This window comes from Caulobacter vibrioides OR37 (assembly GCF_000372645.1).
GTDB lineage: Bacteria > Pseudomonadota > Alphaproteobacteria > Caulobacterales > Caulobacteraceae > Caulobacter > Caulobacter vibrioides_E.
The window spans coordinates 1-21,396 of sequence record NZ_APMP01000039.1 but is presented as its reverse complement, the minus strand read 5'-3'; the positions used below and the strand labels follow the sequence as shown (position 1 = coordinate 21,396).

Here is a 21,396-nt window from a genome sequence, read left to right as displayed (position 1 = left end):
GCCGGTTCACCCCAAGGATTTCGAAGATGACGAAGAAGACCTGGCGCATCGGCGTGGCGGGCCTGGGCACCGTCGGCGGCGGCCTCCTGCGGTTCCTGGCTGATCGCCCCGACTTCGCGCCGGCCGGCGATCGGGCGGTGATCACCGCCGTCTCGGCCCGCAACAAGTCGCGGCCGCGCACGGTCGATATTTCGAACCTGGCCTGGTTCGACGATCCGGTGGCCTTGGCGGGATCGCCGGACATCGATCTGTTCGTCGAACTGGTGGGCGGCAGCGACGGTCCGGCCAAGGTCGCCGTCGAAACCGCGCTGAAGGCCGGTAAGCCGGTGGTCACGGCCAACAAGGCCCTGATCGCCGTCCACGGCGCCGAGCTGGCCGCCTTGGCAGAGGCTCAGGGCGTGCCGCTGCTGTTCGAAGCGGCCGTCATGGGCGGCACGCCGGCGGTGAAGATGCTGCGCGAGGCCATGGTCGGCGACGACGTGGTCTCGGTGGCCGGCATCCTCAATGGCACCTGCAACTTCATCCTCTCGGAGATGGAGAAGACCGGTCGCTCGTTCGCCGACGTGCTGCGCGAGGCGCAGGGGCTGGGCTATGCCGAGGCTGATCCGACCACCGACGTCGGCGGTTTCGACGCGGGCCACAAGATCAGCATCCTCGCCGCGCTCGCGTTCGGCTGCGCTCCCAATTTCGACGCCGCCGAAATCGAGGGCATCAGCGAGGTCGACCTGCTGGACATCAAGCTGGCCAAGGACCTGGGCTATCGCATCAAGCTGATCGCCGCCGCGGCCAAGGCCGAGGACGGCGTCGCGGTGAAGGTGCACCCCTCGCTCGTCCCGCTGGACCATCCGCTGGCCCAGGCCGGCGGCGCCCTGAACGCGCTGTTCATCGAGGGCAAGCGCATCGGCCGGATCTTCATCCAGGGGCCGGGCGCGGGCGCGGGGCCGACCGCCGCCGCCGTGGCCGCCGATATCGCCGATGTCATGACCAAGGCCGTGCGTCCGGTGTTTCAGGCTCCGGCCGGCGACTTGGCGCCGTTCGTGGCCATCGATCCCGCCCGCGCGGTGGGCAAGGCTTATCTGCGCGTGATGGTCCAGGACCAGCCGGGCGTGATCGCCGCGATCTCCGAGACCCTGGCCGAATGCGACGTTTCGATCGACAGCTTCCTGCAAAAGCCCGTCGAAGGCGCGGGCGGGGTGCCGATCGTGCTCGTTACCCATGCGACTCCGGAATCCAAATTGCTGGACGCGATTAGCCGCATCGAAAAGCTGCGGACCGTGCTAGAGCGTCCCCGTCTTCTGCGCGTCGCGCGCATCTAATAAAGCCGTCAAAAGACGGCGCCGAAGGCGACATTGGGAACAGGTCCTCCTAGGAGGACCGGGAGAAACGGATGAGTTCGAACACCCTGGACCGCTCGCTGGTCCTGGACGCCGTTCGCGTAACCGAAGCCGCCGCCATCGCTTCGTGGACGATGCTGGGGCGGGGCGACGAGATGGCCGCCGATCAGGCCGCCGTCGACGCGATGCGCAACGCTCTCAACGAGCTGAACATCGACGGCGAGATCGTCATCGGCGAGGGCGAGCGCGACGAAGCGCCCATGCTCTATATCGGCGAGAAGGTCGGCTCGGGCAAAGGCCCCAGGATCGACATCGCCCTGGATCCGCTTGAGGGCACCACCCTGGCGGCCAAGTCCCAGCCCAACGCCCTGACGGTGATGGCCTGGGCGCCCAAGGGCACGCTGCTGAACGCCCCCGACACCTACATGGACAAGATCGCTTGCGGCCCGGGCCTGCCCCCCGGGGTGATCGACCTCGACCGGTCGCCGGCCGAGAACATCCAGGCCCTGGCCGAGGCCAAGGGCGTCGCCGCCAGCGAAATCACCGTCTGCGTGCTGGATCGCCCGCGCCACGCCGAGATCATCGCCGGCGTCCGCGCGGCCGGCGCGCGCATCCACCTGATCACGGACGGCGACGTGGCCGGGGTGATCAACACCACCGATCCGTCGACGGGCATCGATCTCTATCTGGGCTCGGGCGGCGCGCCCGAGGGCGTTCTGGCCTGCGCGGCCTTGAAGTGCGTCGGCGGCCAGTTCCAAGGGCGGCTGCTTTTCCGCAACGCCGACGAGCGGGCCCGCGCCGCGCGCTGGGGCGTCACCGAACTCGACAAGAAGTACGACCTGCACGAGATCGTTCGAGACGAGGCGATCTTCGCGGCCACCGGCGTGACGCGCGGGGGGCTGCTGGACGGCGTCGTCTTCCGCGACGGCTGCGTGCACACCCACACCCTGGTGATGAACTCCTCGACGGGCACGGTCCGCGAGGTTCGCATGAAGCGGAAGGTCTAGGGCGCGCGCACCCCGAGACTTTCTTGTCACGACCGTCCTGTAGTAGCGGCGGTCCGCTTCCGGTTCCCGAGGATATGAGATGACCACCTTCGTCGACCTGACCGCCTGGCTCGCGGCCGAGCCGGCCGACGCCGCGCTCACGGACGTCGTTCAGACGATCGCGGCGACCTGCGCGCGGATCAGCCGCGTCGTCGCCTCCGGCGCCCTGTCGGGCAGCCTCGGCGCGGCCGGCAGCATCAATGTCCAGGACGAGGAGCAGAAGAAGCTCGACGTCATCACCAACGACATGCTCAGCGAAGCCCTGAAGGCGTGCGGCCCGGTCGCCGGCCTGGCCTCGGAGGAGATGGAAGAGGTCGAACCCACGGGCCGCGTCGGCGGCTATCTGGTGACGTTCGATCCTCTCGACGGCTCCAGCAACATCGACGTCAACGTCTCGGTGGGGACGATCTTCTCGGTGCTGCCCGCGCCAGCGGGCCATGCGCCGGTCGAGGCCGATTTCCTGCGGCAGGGCCGCGATCAGGTGGCGGCGGGCTATGCCGTCTATGGTCCGCAGACCATGCTCGTGCTCACGCTGGCCAGCGGCGTCAACGGCTTCACGCTCGACGCCGAGGGGCGGTGGCTGCTGACCCATCGGGCCATTGCCATCAAGGCCGACACCGCCGAGTTCGCGATCAACATGTCGAACCAGCGCCATTGGGCCGAGCCCGTGCGCCGCTATATCGACGGCTGCCTAAGGGGCAAGGACGGGCCGCGCGGCAAGAACTTCAATATGCGCTGGGTGGCCTCGATGGTGGCCGACGTCCATCGCATCCTGATGCGCGGCGGGATCTTCATGTACCCGTGGGACGCCCGCGAGCCGGACAAGCCCGGCAAGCTGCGCCTGATGTACGAGGCCAATCCGATGAGCCTGCTGGTCGAGCGGGCCGGCGGCAAGGCGATCGGCGACGGCGGCGATATCCTGGACGTCCAGCCGACCAGGCTGCACCAGCGCGTGCCGGTCGCGCTGGGTTCGGCCAACGAGGTCGAGGCCGTGCGCGCGGAGATGCGGGCAGGGTAGCTACGTCCCGGACTGTCGTCGCGGCGGCGCATGGTCCGAATCCGCATGACCGGATACTCTGCCGCGATGGCCGCCGACGGTGCTCCCAACCTCTCTTCCCCCGCCTTCCTGGGCGTCGAGCGCTCGCTGAGCGGCCGCGTCTGGCGCGAGCGCCCGGCCGACTTGGCCGTGGTGCGCGATATCCAGCAGCGCCATGGCCTGACCGAGCCCCTGGCCAGGGCGCTCGCCTCGCGCGGCGTCACGCTGGATCAGGCGGAGCACTATCTGCGTCCGACCCTGAAGGCGCTGTTTCCCGATCCGTCGACCTTCACCGACATGGACCGGGCCGCCGAGATCCTGATCGATGCGTTGGAACGGGGCCGGCCCACCATGGTCTTCGCCGACTACGACGTCGATGGAGCCACCAGCGCCGCCCTGCTGGTCCGCTGGTTTCGCTATATGGGCGTCGAACTGCCCATCTACATTCCGGACCGCCTGACCGAAGGCTATGGCCCCAGCCCAGCGGCGTTCAAGACCATCCGCGAAGGCGGGGCCGAACTTGTCGTCACCCTCGACTGCGGCGCGGCGGCCTATGACGCCATCGCCAGCGCCGCCGAGAACGGTCTGGAGGTCGTCGTCATCGACCACCACCTGATGCGCGAGGACCCGCCCGCCGCCGCCGCCGTGGTCAATCCCAACCGGCCGGGCTGCCGGAGCGGGCAGGGGGTTCTGGCCGCCGCCGGGGTGACGTTCGTGCTGCTGGCCGCCCTGAATCGCGAGGCGCGGGGGCGCGGCCTGTTCACCGAGGAACGCCCGCAGCCGGATCTGCGCCAGTGGCTGGATCTCGTGGCCTTGGGCGAGGTCTGCGACGTCACCCAGCTGGTCGGCTTCAATCGCGCCCTGACCGCGCTGGGCCTGCGGACCATGGGCGCCTGGGCCAATCCCGGGCTGAAAGCCCTGTTCGAGGTCGGAAAGGGCTCCGGGGAGCCGTCGGTCTTTCACGCGGGCTTCATTCTGGGGCCCCGCATCAACGCCGGGGGGCGTATCGGTCGGTCGGACCTCGGCGCGAAGCTGCTGTCCACGGATGATCCGCTGGAGGCCGCCGCCCTGGCCGAAGAGCTCGACAGCCTCAATACCGAGCGCAAGGCGGTCGAGGCCGCCGTTGTCGAGGAGGCCGCGGCGATGCTGGAGCGCGGCAGCAATTTCAATCCCGACGCCCCCGTGATCGTGGTGGCCGGCGAGAACTGGCATCCCGGCGTCATCGGCATCGTCGCCGGTCGTCTGCGCGAGCGCTATCGAAAGCCGGTGGTGGTGATCGGCATCGACCGCGCCGCCAATGTCGGCAAAGGGTCGGGTCGCTCACAGCCGGGGGTCAATCTTGGTCGCGCCATTCAGGCCGCTTTCGAGGCCGGGCTGCTGATGGCCGGGGGCGGTCACGCCATGGCGGCGGGGCTGTCGATTCGCCCCGACGCCATTCCCGAATTCCGAGCCTTTCTGGAAGAGCGGCTGGCGGGCGAAATGGAAGCGATCGGCGTGGAGGCGGTCGAGATCGACGCCCTGGTCCAGCCCCGTGCGGCCAATCGCGCTCTGTTGGACGATTTTCAGCGTCTGGCGCCGTTCGGTCCGGGCAATCCCGAGCCCATATTCGCGCTGACCGAGGTGCGGCCCGAGCGCGTCTCGGCGTTGAAGGGCGGCCATGTCCGGCTCGATCTGGTCGGTCCGACGGGCGACCGCATCAAGGCGATCAGCTGGCGCAGCGCCGAGACGCCGCTGGGCCAGCGCCTGCTGGCGGGCGGCGGAGCGCTGAACGTGGTGGGCAAGCTGAAGCCTGACGACTACATGGGCCGAAACGGGGTTCAGATCGAGATCGAGGACGCCCACGACAGCCGGGTGTGGACGGACTGAAGTCCGAACGAAAAAATCCGGTTTCGCGGGTTGCGCGCCCAAAACGGCGCGGCTATACACCCGCTTCCTCGCGGGGCCGCTGGTCCCTTCGTCTATCGGTTAGGACGCCAGATTTTCAATCTGGAGAGAGGGGTTCGACTCCCCTAGGGACTGCCACCCGCGAGGCTTACATACCGACGATGCTCGCCTTTCGGCGACGTGGTCCCTTCGTCTATCGGTTAGGACGCCAGATTTTCAATCTGGAGAGAGGGGTTCGACTCCCCTAGGGACTGCCACCTTCGGCTGTAGTTAACAATTATTTCCATGACATAACTGCGACGGAATGACGCGGATCGCGCTCGGATGCGGTTTCGGCGCGATTTCGTCATTGACGGTTCTCGTCACGCGAGAACACTGTTCTCGTGGTGCTCGCTCCGATGGGCTGATTGGGCGAGCCAGAGGGGTGGGATGTCTGGTTATGATTTAGAGGACGCTGCGGCGCCCGACGAGTTCGTGCGCATCAGCGGAAGGGTGAAGTGGTTCGACGCCGGCAAAGGCTACGGGTTCATCGTACCCGATGATCCCGGGCAGACCGGACTGAAGGACGTGCTTCTGCATGTGACGTCGCTTCGCAACTGCGGCCGCGAAACCGCCATGGAGGGGGCGGTTATCGTGTGTGACGTGGTGAGACGGCCCAAGGGCTGGCAGGTCAGCGAGGTCGTCGATCTGGACGAAAGCGGCGCGCCCGCGCCGCTGGAGCGCCAGAGGCGGACCTTCGCCGATAATCCGCCGCGTCGTGAGTCGCGCGACCCGCACGGACGGGGCGCGCTGACGCCAGAGGGGCCGGCGGAACGGGCCAAGGTCAAGTGGTTCAACCGCACCAAGGGTTATGGCTTCGTGATCCGCGACGCCGAGCCGGGGGACATCTTCGTGCATATCGAGACGCTCCGACGGGGTGGTCTCGAAGATCTGCAGCCGGGCGACGACGTCCTGGTGCGGTTCGCGCGAGGTCCCAAGGGCCTCGTTGTCGCCGAGATCACCGCCGGCGACGCCTGATCGGCGCGCGGAGAAGCCGGACGCGTTAGGTCGATGGCGCTTCGCTCGCGCTGGAGCGGATCCGGGGCGTCATCGACTTTTCGCGCCTAGCAATCCCCATTCCCGCTCGGTCCGTCCACACGGAATCAGCGGGAAAGCCACGCGTTTTCCGCATCGTGGTTGCGCGGAATCGAAAAGCCCTTATACCCCATCGCCTGCCGATGTTTCGGAGCGTAGCGCAGCCTGGTAGCGCATCTGTTTTGGGAGCAGAGGGTCGCAGGTTCAAATCCTGCCGCTCCGACCATCGGTGAGGCTCTTTGGGAGAAGGTCCATGCTGGCCCGCATCTATCGTCCCGCCAAGAACGCCATGCAGTCGGGCAAGGCCAAGACCAAGGACTGGGTGCTGGAATTCGAGCCGGCCTCGGCGCGCAAGCCCGACCCGCTGATGGGCTGGACCCAGTCCAGCGACATGAATGGTCAGATCCGCCTGACTTTCGAGACCCGCGACGAGGCCGTGGCCTACGCCCAGCGCCACGAAATCGCGTTTCAGCTGTTCGAACCGAAGACGCCCAAGCGCATCATCAAGGCCTACGCCGACAACTTCGCCGCCAACCGCAAGCAGCCCTGGACCCACTAGGGCCTGTTACCGGCCGGCCAGCGCGCGCCCTTAGCTCAGCTGGATAGAGCACTCGCCTTCTAAGCGAGCGGTCGCAGGTTCGAATCCTGCAGGGCGCGCCAGACTACGCCAAAGCGCGACGGAGCGCGCCAGCGCCGCCGGCGCTGCTAGTGGTCTCCTCCGTCCAGACGCCCCATTCACCGATGGGGAAGGCGGCGTTCCTGCCCTGTTGAATGGAGAAGTCTGGCGCGAACTCGCCGACCTTCGGAAAGTCCGCTTGCCGGCCAAGGTTAGGCCTTCTGATTAGAGCAGCGGCTTGTACCGGCGTGGGAGGCTTAATGGCGAAGATCGGCAGCATTGATCCTCCATCGCAGGTGCTGCGATGGACTGGCCATACGGTCACAACGGCCAAGCCAAGCTTATATTTCGTCCTGCCTATGACCGGTTTCTAACGCCAGGTTGCCCCAAGTCTCTAGGATCTCGCGATCACGGGCGTGTTTGGCGGAGATTGCCGCCACCGTATCGTCTCCTAGCGGAAGGCGGACCGGCGGCTCGGGCACGTTCGCCAAGTGAAGGATCGCCTCGGCCAGCTTCGCCGGATCGCCGGGCTGCTGGTGATTGAGGTCGCCCACCTGGGCGCGGACGCGACCAGCGGTCTGGGCATAGTCGGCGATGACCGACGCGCTGGTCCTCAACGAAGCCGGGTCGAGGAAGTCGGTGCGGAAATAGCCCGGCTCCACCGCCGTCACATGGACGCCCAGCGGCGCCAGCTCCGCCCGCATCGCCTCGGACAGGCCCTCGACCGCGAACTTGGTGGCGCAGTAGACGCCAAAGCCGGCCGCGCCCCTGTAGCCGCCGATCGAGGACATGTTGATCACATGGCCACGGCGCCGCGCGCGCATGGATGGAAGGACCGCGCGCGTTACCGACAGCAGACCCAAGACGTTGACCGAGAAGAGCTGTTGAATCTCGGCGGCGCTTGCCTCCTCGACCGCGCCGACGAGACCGTGGCCGGCATTGTTCACGAGGACGTCGATGGCGCCAAACCGACCCAAGGCCGCCTGGACGGCCGCGTTCGGTTCCGTCGGTTGGGTGACATCCAGTCTCGCGGCCAAAAGGTTCGCGCGCTCGCCAAATCGGCTCGAGAGCGCGCTGGGATCACGCGCCGTCGCAACGACGTTGTCGCCAGCTCGCAGCGCGCGGTCAGCGATCTCGGCGCCCAGGCCTCGGCTCGCGCCGGTGATGAACCAGGTTTTCATGGGAAAGTCTCCTTTGGGGGAAAGCGCGGTCGCCGGCCCGGACGTCTTGGCGCGGGGGGCTTCGCCTTCGACGTTAAGCTCTCGGCGGCCCTTGTCGGGTCGCCGGTACGAGCTTCAAGGGTGGGCGATATCGACGACGACCTTGCCGTGGGCCCGGCCGCTCGCCAGCGCCTGATAGGCTTCGTCGAGAGCATCCAGGCCAAACCGACCGTCGTACAGACGCGGTCTCAGCGCGCCCGATTCCGCCAGAGCGGCCACTTGGGTCAGGATCTCGCCGAAGTGGCCGCGCCCTTCGCCGCTTAACAGCGGGTGCAGGGTAAACACGCCCGAATAGGTGGCCTGCTTGAACGAAAGCGGCGCGAGCCCGTGCGCGCCCCAGCCCAGGCAGCTGACCACATGGCCGAACCTTTTGACGGCCCGGAACGACGCATCGAGCAGCGCGCCGCCGCCGGTGTCATAGACAACCTCGAAGCCAGCGCCGCCGGTATGCTCCGCGACGTAGTCCTCGACAGGACGCGCGCCGTCGATGGCGATCGCGCCAAGGCCATGGAGATAGGCCTGATCCTCCTCGCCGAGGGCGGTGGCGTAGACCTTCGCGCCCTTGGCCAGCGCGATCTGGACGGCCAGATGGCCGACGCCGCCGGCGCCGCCTTGAACGAGCACGCTTTCGCCCCTCTGGATTTGCGCGCGATCGATAAGACCTTCCCAAGCGGTGATCGCCGCCAGCGGAAGGGCGGCCGCCCCGCGCGCGTCGAGGCTGGTCGGGCGCCGCGCGAGAAGGTCCGCGTCGACGGCGACATACTGGGCTTGAGAGCCTTGAAGCCCGCCGACGCCGCCGATGAGACCATAGACGCGATCACCGGTCGCGAAGCCCCGCACGTCGGCGGCGAGGGCTTCCACCTCGCCCGCTACATCCATCCCGAGCACCGCCGGTAGCGGATTGCGCGCATGGGCGGCCTGCTCGGCGCGGATCTTAAGGTCAAGAGGATTGAGGCCGCTGGCCTCGACACGCACAAGCACCTGGCCAGGACCGGGCGTCGGGCGCGCCAAGGTTTGGAGGACGAAAGGACCGTCGCGAGCCTCGACGACAGCGGCGGTCATGGTTTGGATCGGGCTCATCAGAGCAGCTCCGGTTGGTTGAGCCCTGATGATCCTCCAAGCGTCAATGACTGATAATAGAAGATATAGAGTAGAGTCTATGCAAAATTGAATGCGTCGCGCCGGCCGGGATTGAACGATGGACCCTTCGCTGAGTTAGCGCCCAGAGGCCCTTGGCTTCGGCGTCGCGGGCGCCGCGCCGGTCAATCACGCGCGAGGCCGCAAGAAGCGGCTGTCGGGTCGATGATGCTATAAATTTCTGATTTATAGAGCTTTTTATCTGATCTGATCGGGCCAATCAGATCTGAAAAGGCCTAGCGCGTCCAGCATCGCCAGTCTTCGCCGGACCGATGCGGATTTAAGCGGCTCGTAACGAAAGACACGACGCCCTGTGGCGTCGACCACCGTAACGGAAAGCTTTCGGCCATGGTGCGACAATTGCCGCCACGCGGCGAGTTCGGCCAGGTCCTCCGATGCGGCGGCCGTGGCGTAGAACGAGACAAACGGCGTCCGCGCCAGCGCCCGATAATAGTTGGCGGCTTGATGGACAGGGATGCGGGATGAGCCCCGAAACCGGGTCTTGGCCGCGAGGCTGGAGGCATAGGGCTCCGCGAGGTCCCGCGAGCCGATCCAGAGCGCCTTACGGACTGGGCCATCCGCATCGGCCGTCAGGCCGAGCACCTGATCGACGACGTGGGTGGCTTCATGAAGAAGGACATAGGTCAGAGCGTCCGCCCGCCCCGCGTTGAAGCGGACGCGATAGCCGCTGCCGTCGTCTTCAAATAGGCCGGCGTCCTTGGCGGTCAGAAAGTCGGTCAGGGTTTCGTGCAGCAAGCTCGCTCTAAGGGTGATGTCGAAAGCATCGCCCTTGCCGTCTGGGTCGGCGCGGCTGGTCAGGGCGTTGCCAGCCCCTGGCTTGAGATCCACGAAGCTCAGGCGGCGGAGATGACCCTGAAGCACCCGGCGGTGCAGAGGGGGCAGCTTGCCGAGCACGGAGTCCACGACTGCCCACTCTTGCTCGGTCAATGCATGGGGCGTGATCTCGGACCCGCCCGCATCACGGAAGGTCTCCATCACCAGGGCGTCCGGAGGGCCAACCCGCGACCGAAGGGATGAGGCTCGTTCGATGCGCGGAGCCGCCGCTCGGGCTGGCGACGCGGCGGCGACCTGGGGCGAGACCGTGATCAACGCGACCACCACCGCCAGAGCTCGTCCAGACAAGATCACCCCACAGTCCTCCGCCAGTCGTTCAGCCGCGCCAGCCCGCGCCCTCGCTCAAAATCCGGCGAGGGCCAGCTTGCCGATCGCCCGGCCGCTTTCCAGCAGCGCGTGAACGCGCTTCAGATTGGCCGCGTTGATCGGACCTTCGAGCGCTGTCAGGGTGGATCGCAGGACGCCCCGATCGAGCAAGGCCGACACCTCTTCCAGGATCTCGTGCTGGGCGATCATGTCGCGCGCCTGGTAGGCGGCGCGGGTGAACATCCACTCCCAGGCCACGGTGATCGACTTGCGCTTCAACTTGGCGATGTCGAAGTGATCGGGGTCGTCGATCAGGGCCAGACGGCCCTGGGGCGCGATAATCTTGGGGAACAGCGGCAGGTAATGTTCGCTGGCGGTCAGGCTGGCGACATAGTCGACCTCGGGGATGCCGATGCGGGCCAGTTCCTCATCCAGCGGCTTGCGGTGATCGATGACGTGATGGGCGCCCATATCCGCGGCCCAGGCGACGGTTTCCGGACGCGAGGCCGTGGCGATCACCGTCAGGCCGGTGAGCTGGCGCGCAAGCTGGATCAGGATCGAGCCGACGCCGCCCGCCCCATTGATCACCAGCAAGGCGCCGTCAGCCCGGCCCTCGCCATACGGAACCCGTAGGCGATCGAACAGCAGCTCCCAGGCGGTCAGCGACGTCAGAGGCATGGCCGCGGCGCTGGCCCAGTCCAGCGTGCGCGGCTTGTGGCCGACGATGCGCTCGTCGACGACATGAAGCTGGGCGTTGGCGCCGGGGCGGGTGATGTCGCCGGCGTAGAACACCGCATCGCCCACGGCGAACAGGGTCACATCCGCCCCTACCGCTTCGACGACGCCGGCGGCGTCCCAACCTAGGATCTTGATCTGGCCTTCCGGCGCATGAACGCCGGCGCGGATCTTGGTGTCGGCCGGATTGACCGAGATCGCGTTGACGCGGACCAGCAGATCATGCGGGCCGGGCGCGGGCGGCGGGACGTCGAGATCGAGCAGCGCGTCCTCACGATCGATTGCGCCCGGAGTGGAGTAGCCGACGGCTTTCATAAGGGTCTCCTTTGCCTGGCCCCGCCGCTTGAGACGGCGGGGCGAAGGACACTGAGGGTTCAGTTGGGGGCGTTGACGGCGGTCAGAATGGCCTTGGCGACCTCGGCCGGGTGCGAAGCCATCGCCGCGTGGTCGCTGGCGACGCGCGTGACCTGTGCGCCGATCGCCTTGGCCATGGCCTCCTGCTGGGCTGGGACGATCATCTGGTCCTGGGTGGTCACGACGTACCAGTTCTTGCGGCCCCGCCAGGCGGCGTGGGTCGCCGGCTCGCCGAAGGCCTTGGTGTTGATGGGCGCCTGCGTGGCGAACATCAGCTCGCGCTCGGCGTTCGTGGCTTCGGGCGCGAAGAACTTGGCGAAGCCGGCGGCGCTCATCGACGCGTAGTTCTGGCTGTCGACCGTCAGGGCCGACAGGCCGGCGCCGGGGGCGAAGCCCTTGCCCAGGTCGCCGACGCTCTGGCCCGGACCGTTCGCGAAGGCGGCGACATAGACCAGCGCGCGCACCTTGGGCGCGTCGCCGGCCTCGGTGATCACCGTGCCGCCCCAACTGTGACCGACCAGGATCACTGGGCCAGGAATGCGGTCGATGGCGCGACGGGTCGCGGCGGCGTCGTCGGCCAGCGATGTCAGCGGGATCGAGACGCTGACGACCGGCACGTGCTGAGCGCGCAGCAGCGGGATCACCTTGTCCCAGCTTTCGGCGTCGCCGAAGGCGCCGTGAACGAGCACGACGGTCGGCTTCTCGGTCGGCGCGCCAGCTTGGGCCAGGGCGGCGCCGCTCGCGGCTGCGGTCGACAAGACCGCCAGGATGGCGGCGCGGACGAAGGTTTTCATGATGACAGCTCCTGTTGAAGACGGGGTTGGACGAGAAAGGCGTCTCACTTCGGCAGATCGATCCGATAGAGGCGCACGGGCCATTCGCGGGGGCGGTCGGCTCCCGTGAAGTTCGGCGAGCGGTCCATCTGCGCGGCGGGAAGCCAGAGCCGATGACGCGCGTCGAGGAACGGCGCGTCGACCCAGTGCAGGCGGGCGTCGCGCACGATGGTGGTGATCGTCCCGTCCGGAGCGCGGCGCTTGATCGCGTTCTCGGCCAGGTCGCTGAAATAGAGGCCGCCATCGGCGTCCATCGCCGTGCCGCCGACCGGCGGCAGGTCGGCCCAAGGCGCGACCTGGGCGGCCAGTTCGTCGGCGCTCAGGGCGGCGTCCTCGAGGTCCCGGATGGCGACGCGCGACCAGGGCCCCTCCAGCGGGCCATAGTAGAGCCACTGGCCGTCAGGACTGATCTCCAGAGGATCGGAATTGACCCGTAGCGGCGCGCCTTCCCCCGTGCGCAGGACTCGGCCGGAGAGAACGATGTCGCGCTCGGCGGGAGCGATCGTCGACGGGTGGCCTTCCAGCACCCGGCGCGCGGCGCCGGTGACGAGATCCAGAACGATCAAGCCCGGACGGCCCGCGTCGGTGAGATAGGCATGGTCGCCACGAAACCTGACGTCGTCGACATAGCTGCCGGCTGGCGCGATGGCGGGACCAAACGGATAGACACGGACCACCGTGTCGCTGGCCAGGTCGATCTTCACCAGCTTCGCGCCGCCAGGCAGGGGATCGCCGCCGAACGTGGGCGCGCCGGTGTCCACGACCCAAAGCGCTCCGTGGTTATCCAGGTGGATGGCGTTAACGTTGACGAACGCGCCGGCCGCGTCCGCGCCCGGGCGCCAGCCGTTCCAGGCCGCGTCGGGGAAGGCTGTCACGGCCCCGCCGTGGACGACGCCGACCGCGGGACCCTTGGAGCCCGTCCAGCGTGGACCGGCCACGAAGATCCGATCCGTCGTCACCGCGACAGCATTCCAAACCAACGTGTCGCTTCGCGCGATCTCGGTCAGTCGGGGCGGCGACGAGGATGCGGCGTGCGCGCCGAGGGCGAGGGCGGATGTCGCCGCGGCGATCGCCAGGACGGCGGATCTCGCGGAGGACGGGCGGATCGACATGGTCTTGCTCCTCGATGGATGGAGCTAAGATCGTCGGCGCCTTTTCGTTTAGCCACGACCAGAATGACATGACATCCATTCATGAATGAATGGCTAGGTCGTCAGGCTAGAGGGGATTTGGCACGGCCTGCGCGAGATGGTCGATAAAGACGCGCAAGCGCCGCAGCGGTTTGAGGTCGGCATGATAACCGAGCCAGACATCGCGGCCCGGCAGGGGCTCGCCGACCTCGACGCGGGTCAGTCCCCACTGCTGGCCCAGCACCGCGGGCAGCACCGCCATCCCCGCCCCGCGCGCGCAGGCTATGGCCTGGGCCTCGCGGCTGTTGCTGCGGATCGCGAAATGGGCGCGGGGAAAGCGCCGCCGGAGCCAAGTGACATCGGCGACAGTATCGAACTGGCTATCCATCGTGATCAGCGCATGGTCCTGACCGTCGGCGGACTCGTTCGGCGCCCCCCTTTGCTCCAGGTAGCTCGTCGCGGCGAACAGGTCGTAACGAACGTGGGTGAAGCGTCGCTGGATGATGTCAGGCATGTCGAAGGGCAGGAAGCGAAACACCACATCCGCCTCGCGGCGGTCCAGGCTTAGCAGGCGGAAGTCGGCGACGATCTCCACGGTGATCCGAGGGTTTAGCAGGCTGAACGCAGCCGTGGCGGGGGCCACCACAAGATGTGCGAACCAGTCGGAGCACGATACCCGCAGATGACCCTCAAGTTCGCCGCCCTTGCCGGCGAACTGCCTTTGTAGGGCAAGCGCCTCCTCCTCCATGCGCTCGGCGCGCCGCAACATGACCTCGCCCTCGTCGGTCAGGCGAAAGCCGCTCGCGCTCCTCTGGAACAGCGCGCAGCCGCAGGCCTCCTCCAGAGACCTCAGGCGTCGCCCCGCGGTCGGTTGACTCAACCGCAACTGCGGTGCGGCGGCCGTTAGCGTGCCCGCCCTGGCGATGGCGAGAAAAAGGCGTAAGTCGTCCCAGTCGAGGCGCGCTTCGTTCATGCATCGATGCATAATCCATGCGCGTCGGCGAAGACAGTCATACGAGAGTGAGCCGCCTAGAAGGTGTCACGCTCTCAAATCTCATGCCAGAGATGTAAAATCCAATATCCAAGGCGCCGACGAGCTCATGTCCGTAGTCTCGCACCCTTATGTTGCCTATGCGCGGCCAGACTCTGCCGCTTGAATGTCGTTGGATGAGCCGAGTGGAGTAGAGGCCAAGCAGGCCGCGCCATTGGAGGAAGGTTGTCTTCCTGAAGGTGTGCCAACGGCAGCAAGTGGCGAATTCAGGTCTTCGGGTAGGGGCCCAAGGTGTGAAGCTCAGCTGCGTGAAACAGTTTACGAAGGTCGCGCGGGCTCGGTTGTTCGAGCGTCGTGCCGGCTTCCATTCGGAGAACGCCGTGCCTTCGCTATAGTAAGCGTCGCGCGATAATTCCCACTCGGTTTCATCTGCGCGCGCCAGACTACGCCAAAGCGCGACTGAGCGCGCCAGCGCCGCTGGCGCTGCTAGTGGGCTTCTCCGTCCGGAAGCCCCGTCCACGGATGGGAAGGCGGCGTGCCCGGCCCGCCGGACGGAAAAGTCTAACTCTCTTTTTGGACGTTCGAAATGGCCGCTTTCAGGCAAGCGCTCTCGGCTGACCAAGTTTCCGTATCGAGAACGCGCGCGTGACCGCGCGCTAAGCCGAACCGGCCCCTATTTGCTTGATCCCGCGGCGCGCCGGAGACGCTAGGGCCGAGGATCCACGCCCCGCATAAGGATTTGGACCATGTCGCGGGCGATCTCGCCAGCCGAGATTTCTCCGTCCGGCTGATGCCAGCGGGCCAACCAGTTCAGGGCTCCAGCCAGGGTGAAGGCCGTCAGCCGCACGTCGGGCGCGACAATCGAGCCATCCGCGACGCCTTGCTCAATCAGGTCACGCATCGCCTTGTCGACCTCGCCCTTGAGAGTTCGAAATTTCGCCGCGCTGTCGGGGGAGAGCGCTTCTTCGGCGGTGCGGATCACGCACCGGCCGAAGTCGTCCATGATGATCTCGGCGTAGTGGCGCAGGAAAGCGACGAGGCGATCGCGGCCAGAGCCTGGGCCCTTGGCGTTGCGACGCGCGGCGGCGCGGAGTTGCTCCAGCCCGCGGGTCACGCATTCCAGCAGCACCTGATCCTTGTTGCCAAGGTAGTGATAGATCGTCGGCTTGCTGACGCCGAGGCTGGTGGCCACCTCGTCGAGCGACGCGGCGTGAAAACCATGTTGGTTGAACGCCTTGACGGCGGCGAGGAGCACCGCCTCGCGCTTACGTTCGCGGTCCGCGGCGCGTTCGGACGCCGAGCGGAATGGGGACGGCGTCTCCGCCGTGGGTTGGCTCACGATCAGAAACTCCAGATCGAACACGTTGACTCTCTACGCATCATTATCATAGCTACTCATGGGTATAAATTAATCCGGAGAGTTCTCTTGCTTGCCGAGACGCAGATCGCGGTCAGAGACCATGTCCGAAACTTCGCCCAGGCGCGCATTCGTCCCCACAGCCAGGCCTATGAAGCGGCGGGCGCCTTTCCCCCCGATCTCTTTATCGGCCTCGCGGACATGGGCCTGCTGGGCATGACCGCTCCAGAGGCTTTCGGAGGCGCCGGCGCCGACTATGTGTCCTACGCCCTGGCGCTGATCGAACTAGCGGCCGCGGACGGCGCCCTCTCGACGATCGTCTCGATCCAGAACAGCCTGATCGTCAACGGTTTGGCGCGGTTCGGCGACGCCGAGCAGCAACGCCGCTTCCTGCCGGATTTGATCGCCGGTCGCACTATCGGCGCCTTCGCGTTGACGGAGCCAGACGCGGGATCGGACGCTTCGGCCATCCGCACCCGCGCCGAAAAGGTCGAGGGCGGATGGCGGCTGAACGGCGCCAAGCAGTTCATCACCTCGGGTCGCATCGCGCGCCTGGCGATCGTCTTCGCCGTCACCGACCCAAGCCTTGGAAAGAAGGGCATATCGGCCTTCCTCGTCCCGACCGATCGCGCCGGCTATATCGTCGATAATATCGAGCACAAGCTTGGCCAGGGCGCTTCCGACACCTGCGCCATTCGGTTCGAAGACCTCTTCCTGGAGGACGACCTGCTGCTGGGCGCGCCAGGCGAGGGCTACAAGATCGCCCTTTCCAATCTGGAGGCGGGGCGCATCGGCATCGCCGCGCAAAGCGTCGGCATGGCCCGGGCGGCGCTGGAGCTCGCGGTCGACTACGCCAAGACGCGCGTCAGTTTCGGCAAACCGATCATCGAGCATCAGGCCGTGGGCTTTCGCTTGGCCGACCTCGCCACCCGGCTGGAGGCCGCGCGGCTGATGGTGCTGGCCGCGGCCGAACGCATGGACGCCGGAGAACCGAGTCTGATGCAGGCCTCAATGGCCAAGCTTTTCGCTTCCGAAGTCGCCGAGCAAGTGGTGTCCGGCGCCATCCAGACCCTTGGGGGCTACGGTTATCTGGAGGCGTTTGGCCTCGCCAAGATCTACCGGGATGTGCGGGTGACACAGATCTACGAAGGCACCTCGGACATCCAGCGCATGGTCATCGCGCGGGCGCTTTAAGGAAACGAGCATGATCGATCCCGTCGTCATCTGTTCTTTCGCCCGCACGCCGATGGGGGCCATGCAGGGCGATCTTTCTGGTGTCACCTCGACCGCCTTGGGCGCGGCCGCGGTCGCCGCGGCGGTCGCGCGCGCCGGCGTCGCGGGTGATCAGGTCGAGCGCATCTATATGGGTTGCGTCCTGGCCGCGGGCCTTGGCCAGTCGCCGGCGCGGCAAGCCGCGCTTGGCGGCGGGCTGCCGCTTTCGGTGGAGGCCGCGACGGTCAACAAGATGTGCGGCTCTGGCATGATGGCCGCGATGTTGGCCCACGACACGCTGGCGGCTGGCGCGGCGGACGTGGTGGTGGCTGGCGGCATGGAAAGCATGACGCAGGCGCCCTACCTTCTGGCCAAGCTCCGCTCCGGCGCGCGCCTGGGCCACGACGTGGTCAAGGACTCGATGTTTCTGGACGGCCTGGAGGACGCCTATACGCCCGGCAAGTTGATGGGCGGTTTCGCCGAGGAGGCCGCTCGGTCCCTGGGCTTTACTCGTGAGGAGCAGGATGTTTTCGCGATCCGCTCCTTGGAGCGGGCGAAGACGGCGATCGCCAGCGGCGCGTTCGACGAGGAGATCACGCCCGTTACGGTCAACGGGCGCGACGGGAGCCGCCAGATAACGATCGACGAACAGCCGGGCAAGGCGTCGCCAGAGAAGATACCGACCCTCAAGCCGGCCTTCGCCAAGGATGGCACGATTACGGCCGCCAACGCGTCCTCGATCTCCGACGGGGCCGCGGCGCTGGTCATGGCGCGGGCCAGCGTGGCCGAGCGCCTGGGTCTGCCGGTGGTCGCGCGGGTCGCGGGGCAGGGCGCTCACGCCCACGAGCCAGGCCTGTTCACCACCGCGCCAGCGCCCGCCATGCGCAAGGCCCTCGCCCGCGCGGGCTGGCGAGCCGGCGATGTCGATCTCTGGGAAGTCAACGAGGCGTTCGCCGTCGTCGCGATGATCGCCGCCCGGGACCTGGGCATTCCCGAGGATCGGCTGAATGTCAACGGCGGCGCTTGCGCGCTGGGCCACCCGATCGGCGCCAGCGGCGCGCGCATCCTCGCGACCCTGCTGGCGGCTCTGCGCCGGCGAGGACTGAAGCGCGGCGTGGCCAGCCTCTGCATCGGCGGCGGCGAAGCGACCGCCATGGCCATCGAACTGATTTGAAAGGACCAAGCGATGCGAATTGAGGGACTGGCCGCGATCGTCACGGGCGGGGCCTCCGGCCTGGGCGGGGCCACGGCGGATCGCTTGGCCGAGGCCGGCGCCAAGGTCACGATTTTCGACCTCAACGCCGAGCTGGGCGCGGCGAAGGCCGAGGCGATCGGCGGCCATTTCGTTCAGGTGAACATCAGCGACGAGGACGCTGTCGAGCGCGCTCTCGTCGAGGCGGAAGGCCTGCACGGCAAGGCGCGCATCCTGGTCAATTGCGCCGGCATCGGTCCGCCGGCCAAGGTGATCGGGCGCGACGGTTCAGCCCTGCCGCTGGCTGATTTCTCCAAGATTATCACGGTCAATCTGATCGGCACGTTTAACGTCTTGTCCAAGTTCGCCGCGAGGATCGCCGACGCCGACCTGGTCGGCGAGGAACGCGGTGTTGTCGTCAACACCGCATCGGTCGCCGCCTTCGACGGCCAGATTGGTCAAGCCGCCTATGCCGCGTCCAAGGCCGCCGTCTCGGGCATGACCCTGCCGATCGCCCGCGAATTCGCGCGTTATGGCATTCGCGTGGTGACCATCGCTCCGGGCCTTTTCCTGACCCCGTTGCTGATGAGCCTGCCGCGGGAGGCTCAGGATTCGCTGGGCAAGCAAGCCCCGTTCCCCAATCGGCTGGGCCATCCAGACGAGTACGCCCAGATGGTCGAGGCCATCGTCGCCAATCCCATGCTGAACGGCGAAACCATCCGCCTGGACGCGGCGATCCGGATGGCGCCCCGATGATCGACGTCGCGAGCGGGATCCGGTTTGAGCGCGACGGCGCCCGAGCGCGCATCGTGCTGGATCGGCCAGCGGCCGGCAACGCCATCGATCTGCCCATGGCCAAGGCCCTGGTCGCCGCGGCGATCCTCTGTGATCAGGACGAAACCATCCGGTGTGTCGAATTGACAGGCGAGGGGCGCTTCTTCTGCGTCGGCGGCGACGTCGCCGCCTTCGCGGGCGCCGAAAACACCGCCGCGTTCCTGAGCGAGTTGGCTGGGGTCCTGCACATGGCGCTCGCGCGGCTCGCGCGGATGGCCAAGCCGCTGGTGGTCGCGGTCAATGGTCCCGCAGCCGGCGCGGGGGTCAGCTTGGCGGCGCTGGGCGACCTCGTGCTGGCCAAGCGCTCGGCGCATTTCACGCTCGCCTACGGCGCCATCGGCCTGACTCCGGACGGCGGCGCGACCTGGCTTTTGCCGCGACTGATCGGCCTGCGGCGCGCGCAGGATCTGATCATGAGCAACCGACGCGTGCCAGCCGAGGAGGCCGCCTTGATCGGGCTGATCACCGCCATGGTCGAGGACGCTGACTTCGCGGCCGAAACCGATGCGGCGTGCGCGCGTCTGGTCCAGGGCCCTACCGCCGCGCTTGGCGCGGCCAAGGCGCTGTTGGCCGCGAGCTTCGCCAACGGTCTGGAGAGCCAGATGGAGCTCGAGGCGCGCGCCATCGCGGCCGCGGGCGCTCGCGCCGAGAGCCGAGAGGGCGTCCGCGCCTTCCTGGAAAAGAGACCGCCGAACTTCTCGAGTCTCGACACCCAAGGCTCCACGGCTCGCCAGTAGGATTCGCCGCGCGGCATCCCCTCGCATGCGGGCTCGCCGCGCCCCGCGCTGGACGTCGAGAAGGCGCTGGAATACGGCGGAGACGTCAACGCGCGCCGGCGCGTCTGGCGGCGTCCCAGGCCAGGGCGGTGAGTTCGGGCAGGACTCGCACACGCTGGGCCGCTTCGGCCGACGCGGCCGAACCGCGGATAACGCGTCCCTTGATGCCGTGGAAGATGGCCGCCAGGCGGAACAGATTGAACGCGATCGCATAGTCATAATCGGCGCGGACGTCTCGACCACTCAGGCGCTGATAGAGGTCGATGTATTCGCTTTCGCTGGGAATGTTCAGAGCCGGCAGGTCCGCGCCCTTTAAGCCGGCCACGATGTGCGGCGGCGTCCGGTACATCATCGCGTGGTAGGCGAAGTCGGCCAGTGGGTGTCCCAAGGTCGAAAGCTCCCAATCCAGCACCGCGATCACGCGCGGCTCGGTCGGGTGGAAGATCATGTTATCGCAGCGGAAGTCCCCGTGAACGATGCGGGTCTCGTCGCCTTCGGGAATGCGGGACGGCAGCCAGGCGATCAATCGATCCAGGTGCTCGTCGCGGCCGGCGTCCTCATCCTCGAGATACTGCCTGGACCACCGGGCGATCTGGCGCTCGAAGTAGCCGCCGACGCGGCCGTAGTCGGCCAGGTCGACCTCGGCTGGAACCAAGGCGTGCAGACGCGCCAGCGTCTCGTTCATGGCCTCGAAATAGCGCGGACGTTCGTTCCTGGGCGCGTCGGAAAACGTCGCGTCCCAGAAGATGCGACCCTCGACCAGCTCCATCACGTAGAAGACCGAGCCGATCACCCCTTCGTCCTCGCACAGGCCATGCACCTTCGCGACGGGAAAATCGACCGCGCGCAAGGCGCTAAGCACCCGGGCCTCGCGTTCGACCGCGTGAGCGCCCTTCAGCAGGCGACCGGGCGGACGGCGGCGCAGCACGTAGGCGCGGCCGGGCGTCGTCAGCCTGTAGGTCGGATTGGACTGGCCGCCCTTGAACTGCTCGATGCTCAGAGGTCCTGAGAACCCTTCGACGTGTTGGGCCATCCAGCGCGATAGACGCTCTTGGTCGAGCGCGAAGCCGGGACGAACCGAGGTGACATCGGCGGCGCTCATCGGGCGGTCTCCGCGACCCGGGCGACCCGACGCTTGAGCGCCTTGGCCAGACTCCATTTGTGAACCTCGGTGGGACCGTCGTAGATCCGGAAAGCGCGGATCTCACGGAACACCTGCTCGACAATGGTGTCGCCGGTGACGCCCGAGCCGCCCATGACCTGCACGCAGCGATCGGCCACCCGCATCAAGGCTTCGGACACGGAGACCTTGGTCATCGAGCTCTCGACGACCCCCAAGGCGCCCGTGTCGAGCACGCCGGCGCACCAATCGATCATCAGCTCGGCCTGCTTTAGGTCGATCTCGTTCTCGGCCAGCATGAAGCCGACGCCCTCGTGATCGATCAGAAGCTTGCCGAAGGCCTGTCGCCGGCAG

The 21,396-nt window shown here is 67.1% G+C and carries 20 protein-coding genes and 4 tRNA genes; 14 read left to right on the top strand and 10 right to left on the bottom strand.

The window, feature by feature from the left end; all coding sequences use genetic code 11:
• Positions 1–26 precede the first annotated feature (26 nt).
• The 10 genes from OR37_RS19505 (at position 27) to OR37_RS19460 (ending at position 7,034) form a co-directional block, all read left to right on the top strand.
• Positions 27–1,316, top strand: coding sequence for a homoserine dehydrogenase (locus OR37_RS19505; protein WP_004624280.1), 1,290 nt, complete (start codon positions 27–29; stop codon positions 1,314–1,316).
• Positions 1,317–1,387: 71 nt separating this feature from the next.
• Positions 1,388–2,341 carry a class II fructose-bisphosphatase gene (gene glpX / locus OR37_RS19500; protein WP_004624278.1) on the top strand — a complete coding sequence of 318 codons (954 nt, stop codon included), beginning with the start codon at positions 1,388–1,390 and terminating at the stop codon, positions 2,339–2,341.
• Positions 2,342–2,420: 79 nt separating this feature from the next.
• Positions 2,421–3,398, top strand: coding sequence for a class 1 fructose-bisphosphatase (locus tag OR37_RS19495; RefSeq protein WP_004624276.1), 978 nt, complete (start codon positions 2,421–2,423; stop codon positions 3,396–3,398).
• Between the two features lie 66 nt (positions 3,399–3,464).
• Positions 3,465–5,282, top strand: a complete 1,818-nt coding sequence (gene recJ / locus OR37_RS19490; protein ID WP_035017752.1) for a single-stranded-DNA-specific exonuclease RecJ — start codon at positions 3,465–3,467, stop codon at positions 5,280–5,282.
• 81 nt (positions 5,283–5,363) lie between these two features.
• A tRNA-Glu gene (locus OR37_RS19485) sits at positions 5,364–5,438 on the top strand.
• Between the two features lie 44 nt (positions 5,439–5,482).
• A tRNA-Glu gene (locus OR37_RS19480) sits at positions 5,483–5,557 on the top strand.
• Positions 5,558–5,729: 172 nt separating this feature from the next.
• Entirely contained in the window at positions 5,730–6,317 is a 588-nt protein-coding gene (gene cspD, locus OR37_RS19475; RefSeq protein ID WP_004624273.1) for a stationary phase survival cold shock domain protein CspD, read from the top strand.
• A gap of 206 nt (positions 6,318–6,523) precedes the next feature.
• Positions 6,524–6,600, top strand: a tRNA-Pro gene (locus tag OR37_RS19470).
• 27 nt (positions 6,601–6,627) lie between these two features.
• Complete coding sequence (locus OR37_RS19465; RefSeq protein ID WP_004624270.1) at positions 6,628–6,933, top strand: ETC complex I subunit; 306 nt, start codon at positions 6,628–6,630, stop codon at positions 6,931–6,933.
• A 24-nt stretch (positions 6,934–6,957) separates the two neighbouring features.
• Positions 6,958–7,034, top strand: a tRNA-Arg gene (locus tag OR37_RS19460).
• 297 nt (positions 7,035–7,331) lie between these two features.
• Here the strand turns inward: OR37_RS19460 and OR37_RS19450 are convergent.
• The 8 genes from OR37_RS19450 to OR37_RS19415 all read right to left on the bottom strand — a co-directional run bounded on the left by OR37_RS19450 (position 7,332) and on the right by OR37_RS19415 (position 15,914).
• Complete coding sequence (locus OR37_RS19450; protein WP_004624267.1) at positions 7,332–8,171, bottom strand: oxidoreductase; 840 nt, start codon at positions 8,169–8,171, stop codon at positions 7,332–7,334.
• A 114-nt stretch (positions 8,172–8,285) separates the two neighbouring features.
• Entirely contained in the window at positions 8,286–9,290 is a 1,005-nt protein-coding gene (locus tag OR37_RS19445) for a zinc-dependent alcohol dehydrogenase family protein (RefSeq protein ID WP_004624266.1), read from the bottom strand.
• Positions 9,291–9,545: 255 nt separating this feature from the next.
• Complete coding sequence (locus OR37_RS19440; protein ID WP_131368842.1) at positions 9,546–10,346, bottom strand: hypothetical protein; 801 nt, start codon at positions 10,344–10,346, stop codon at positions 9,546–9,548.
• A 198-nt stretch (positions 10,347–10,544) separates the two neighbouring features.
• Positions 10,545–11,558, bottom strand: coding sequence for a zinc-binding alcohol dehydrogenase family protein (locus tag OR37_RS19435; protein ID WP_004624261.1), 1,014 nt, complete (start codon positions 11,556–11,558; stop codon positions 10,545–10,547).
• Positions 11,559–11,617: 59 nt separating this feature from the next.
• A complete protein-coding gene (locus OR37_RS19430; RefSeq protein WP_004624260.1) occupies positions 11,618–12,391 on the bottom strand; it encodes an alpha/beta fold hydrolase in 774 nt (257 codons plus the stop codon).
• A 44-nt stretch (positions 12,392–12,435) separates the two neighbouring features.
• Positions 12,436–13,542 (bottom strand): L-dopachrome tautomerase-related protein, encoded by a 1,107-nt coding sequence (locus OR37_RS19425; protein WP_004624257.1) that lies wholly within the window; start codon positions 13,540–13,542, stop codon positions 12,436–12,438.
• A 106-nt stretch (positions 13,543–13,648) separates the two neighbouring features.
• Positions 13,649–14,533 carry a LysR family transcriptional regulator gene (locus OR37_RS19420; protein ID WP_004624256.1) on the bottom strand — a complete coding sequence of 295 codons (885 nt, stop codon included), beginning with the start codon at positions 14,531–14,533 and terminating at the stop codon, positions 13,649–13,651.
• A 724-nt stretch (positions 14,534–15,257) separates the two neighbouring features.
• Positions 15,258–15,914 carry a TetR/AcrR family transcriptional regulator gene (locus OR37_RS19415; protein ID WP_004624254.1) on the bottom strand — a complete coding sequence of 219 codons (657 nt, stop codon included), beginning with the start codon at positions 15,912–15,914 and terminating at the stop codon, positions 15,258–15,260.
• A 63-nt stretch (positions 15,915–15,977) separates the two neighbouring features.
• Between OR37_RS19415 and OR37_RS19410 the strand changes: the two genes are divergently transcribed.
• From OR37_RS19410 to OR37_RS19395, 4 genes are read left to right on the top strand one after another with little or no spacing between them, the layout of a single operon-like run.
• A complete protein-coding gene (locus OR37_RS19410) occupies positions 15,978–17,102 on the top strand; it encodes an acyl-CoA dehydrogenase family protein (protein ID WP_004624252.1) in 1,125 nt (374 codons plus the stop codon).
• Between the two features lie 10 nt (positions 17,103–17,112).
• Positions 17,113–18,294, top strand: a complete 1,182-nt coding sequence (locus tag OR37_RS19405) for an acetyl-CoA C-acyltransferase (RefSeq protein ID WP_004624250.1) — start codon at positions 17,113–17,115, stop codon at positions 18,292–18,294.
• Positions 18,295–18,306: 12 nt separating this feature from the next.
• Entirely contained in the window at positions 18,307–19,068 is a 762-nt protein-coding gene (locus OR37_RS19400; RefSeq protein WP_004624248.1) for an SDR family NAD(P)-dependent oxidoreductase, read from the top strand.
• Entirely contained in the window at positions 19,065–19,883 is an 819-nt protein-coding gene (locus OR37_RS19395) for an enoyl-CoA hydratase/isomerase family protein (protein WP_004624245.1), read from the top strand. Before OR37_RS19400 ends, OR37_RS19395 begins: the two co-directional genes overlap by 4 nt.
• An 85-nt stretch (positions 19,884–19,968) precedes the next feature.
• Here the strand turns inward: OR37_RS19395 and OR37_RS19390 are convergent, their stop codons facing one another.
• Positions 19,969–21,024 carry a phosphotransferase family protein gene (locus tag OR37_RS19390; RefSeq protein ID WP_004624243.1) on the bottom strand — a complete coding sequence of 352 codons (1,056 nt, stop codon included), beginning with the start codon at positions 21,022–21,024 and terminating at the stop codon, positions 19,969–19,971.
• The coding region (locus OR37_RS19385) for an acyl-CoA dehydrogenase family protein (RefSeq protein ID WP_004624242.1) at positions 21,021–21,396 on the bottom strand (376 nt) is incomplete at its 5' end. The genes OR37_RS19385 and OR37_RS19390, both read right to left, overlap by 4 nt.

What these genes read in the sequence shown, in the direction of transcription:
- glpX (WP_004624278.1), top strand. Translation starts at nt 1,388, where the DNA reads ATGAGTTCGAACACCCTGGACCGCTCGCTGGTCCTGGACGCCGTTCGC.
- OR37_RS19420 (WP_004624256.1), bottom strand. Translation starts at nt 14,533, where the DNA reads ATGAACGAAGCGCGCCTCGACTGGGACGACTTACGCCTTTTTCTCGCC.
- OR37_RS19395 (WP_004624245.1), top strand. Translation starts at nt 19,065, where the DNA reads ATGATCGACGTCGCGAGCGGGATCCGGTTTGAGCGCGACGGCGCCCGA.
- OR37_RS19465 (WP_004624270.1), top strand. Translation starts at nt 6,628, where the DNA reads ATGCTGGCCCGCATCTATCGTCCCGCCAAGAACGCCATGCAGTCGGGC.
- OR37_RS19435 (WP_004624261.1), bottom strand. Translation starts at nt 11,558, where the DNA reads ATGAAAGCCGTCGGCTACTCCACTCCGGGCGCAATCGATCGTGAGGAC.
- OR37_RS19390 (WP_004624243.1), bottom strand. Translation starts at nt 21,024, where the DNA reads ATGAGCGCCGCCGATGTCACCTCGGTTCGTCCCGGCTTCGCGCTCGAC.
- cspD (WP_004624273.1), top strand. Translation starts at nt 5,730, where the DNA reads ATGTCTGGTTATGATTTAGAGGACGCTGCGGCGCCCGACGAGTTCGTG.
- OR37_RS19495 (WP_004624276.1), top strand. Translation starts at nt 2,421, where the DNA reads ATGACCACCTTCGTCGACCTGACCGCCTGGCTCGCGGCCGAGCCGGCC.
- OR37_RS19425 (WP_004624257.1), bottom strand. Translation starts at nt 13,542, where the DNA reads ATGTCGATCCGCCCGTCCTCCGCGAGATCCGCCGTCCTGGCGATCGCC.
- OR37_RS19450 (WP_004624267.1), bottom strand. Translation starts at nt 8,171, where the DNA reads ATGAAAACCTGGTTCATCACCGGCGCGAGCCGAGGCCTGGGCGCCGAG.
- OR37_RS19405 (WP_004624250.1), top strand. Translation starts at nt 17,113, where the DNA reads ATGATCGATCCCGTCGTCATCTGTTCTTTCGCCCGCACGCCGATGGGG.
- OR37_RS19445 (WP_004624266.1), bottom strand. Translation starts at nt 9,290, where the DNA reads ATGAGCCCGATCCAAACCATGACCGCCGCTGTCGTCGAGGCTCGCGAC.
- OR37_RS19505 (WP_004624280.1), top strand. Translation starts at nt 27, where the DNA reads ATGACGAAGAAGACCTGGCGCATCGGCGTGGCGGGCCTGGGCACCGTC.
- OR37_RS19400 (WP_004624248.1), top strand. Translation starts at nt 18,307, where the DNA reads ATGCGAATTGAGGGACTGGCCGCGATCGTCACGGGCGGGGCCTCCGGC.
- OR37_RS19430 (WP_004624260.1), bottom strand. Translation starts at nt 12,391, where the DNA reads ATGAAAACCTTCGTCCGCGCCGCCATCCTGGCGGTCTTGTCGACCGCA.
- recJ (WP_035017752.1), top strand. Translation starts at nt 3,465, where the DNA reads ATGGCCGCCGACGGTGCTCCCAACCTCTCTTCCCCCGCCTTCCTGGGC.